Genomic DNA, 1607 nt, shown 5'->3' on the forward strand with positions numbered 1-1607 from the left:
GCCGTCGACGGCGACGAGCTGGAGCGCTGGTGCGATGCCGGGCGCAAGGCCCTCGGTCGGCCGTTCTCCGCGGCCGGCATGAAGGGAGGACGCTGATGGCCGCCGACTCGGGCTACGAGTTCGTCGCGCTCCCCGACGAGGTTCGTCGCGTCCCGCGACCGCACGCCCGGCATGACATCCGGCCGCCGGGGACCGGATCCTTCATGCTGCGGGTGCGCTACCGCGTCGAGCAGCCGGTCCACATCGGCGCCGGACACTGGTTCCTCCAAGAGCGCCGGGCGGTGCGGGCTGCGGTGCGCTCGGGGGACAAGTTGGTGATCCCGGGGTCGTCACTCAAAGGGATGCTGCGGGCGCGCTATGAAGCGATCACCAAGAGCTGCTGTCCCGGGGAGCGGGCGCCGAAAGACGCCGAGTTGAAGGGGGCAATCCCATCGCGGAAGCGTGCGGGCTATCGAGTGAAGTTCGCCGATGCGATCCATGCACACCCGGTCTTTGCCGGGTCGTGCATGGCGGGGGGTCCAATGTGCGCCGCCTGTGCGCTATTTGGGTGCATGTCATTGCGCGCCCGAGTGAGCTGTTTCGATCTGGTACCGAATAATGCAGCGGTGGCGGTCGTGAGCGTCGCCAAGCGCTTTTCCCCGCGGCCGCACCACCTGGGATACTACGACGTCGACGAGGCCCGGCGCACGCTGCATGTGAAGCGGCTTCATGGCCGAAAGTTTCATGTCGGCGGGCAGCAAGACAGCGACGTGAGTGCGCGGGGCGGTCGACGGGGAAAGAGTCGTGGTGGACAGGCGAGCGGAGGAGGGAGGGAGTGGCTGGAGGTGATTCCCAAAGACGTCGAACTCGAGGGCCGGGTGGTATGCGTGAACGTGACCCCCGCCGAGGCGGGTGGGCTGCTCTGTGCCCTGGGATTTGTGCCCGAATCCACAGTCAGGATTGGCTCTGCCAAGGCGCTGGGCCTGGGTGTGCTCGAGCCCAAGAACTTGGCGCCCATTGGAGTCATGGATCCCATGTTTGACGATATGTGTAATATGTTCTCGCAGTCCGATGATTACTACAGGCAAGGTGAGCAGCGCTTGCTCGGCATGTTTGGAGGTTTGTGATCGTGACCATGAGTTCGCGACAGATGCGGATCCTGATGGCGCAGAGCGCCGGGCTGTCCGAGAAGCAGCACAAGAGCGCCTTCTCCCAGGCGATCACTGCGCTGCGGCGGACGGGAAATCCACGGCAGGTCACGGCTCTGCTCTCGACCCTGGAGCGGGACGCTCGACCCCTGGAGCGCGCGGCCTACGAGGACCTTCGACGCTGGATCGACGCGCGCTTGCGTGAAGAGAACGAGCTGAGCGTCGAGGGGTTGTTGCTCGAGCTGGGCTGGTTGCGGCGAATGTGCGTGGCCCGATGCGGCGGGGAACAGGGGCAAAAGCAGGGTGGTGGCCGTAGGCGACGATGAGGCCGCGCGGTGGCGCCATGGCCCCGGTCTCGATGCAGCTGACGATGAGACTGGGCGGCGCTTCATCCCTCGCGGGGGTCGAAGGGGCCAAACAAGCCCAGGCCGCGATAGCGCCCTGCTCCCAGCAACACGGGTCCGCGCACGGGGTGTTCGA

2 protein-coding genes are annotated in these 1607 nt (G+C 66.3%); both read left to right on the plus strand.

Annotated features, from left to right (window positions below; genetic code table 11):
- Positions 1–95: 95 nt before the first annotated feature.
- Entirely contained in the window at positions 96–1106 is a 1011-nt protein-coding gene (locus KDH09_06850) for a hypothetical protein (protein MCB0219395.1), read from the plus strand.
- Positions 1107–1114: 8 nt separating this feature from the next.
- Positions 1115–1453 (plus strand): hypothetical protein, encoded by a 339-nt coding sequence (locus tag KDH09_06855; GenBank protein MCB0219396.1) that lies wholly within the window; start codon positions 1115–1117, stop codon positions 1451–1453.
- Positions 1454–1607 lie beyond the last annotated feature (154 nt).

Source organism: Chrysiogenia bacterium (assembly GCA_020434085.1).
Classification (GTDB): Bacteria; JAGRBM01; JAGRBM01; order JAGRBM01; family JAGRBM01; genus JAGRBM01.

Excerpts from the sequence above, each read along its gene's own strand:
- KDH09_06850 (MCB0219395.1), top strand. The coding sequence starts at position 96 with ATGGCCGCCGACTCGGGCTACGAGTTCGTCGCGCTCCCCGACGAGGTT.
- KDH09_06855 (MCB0219396.1), top strand. The coding sequence starts at position 1,115 with ATGAGTTCGCGACAGATGCGGATCCTGATGGCGCAGAGCGCCGGGCTG.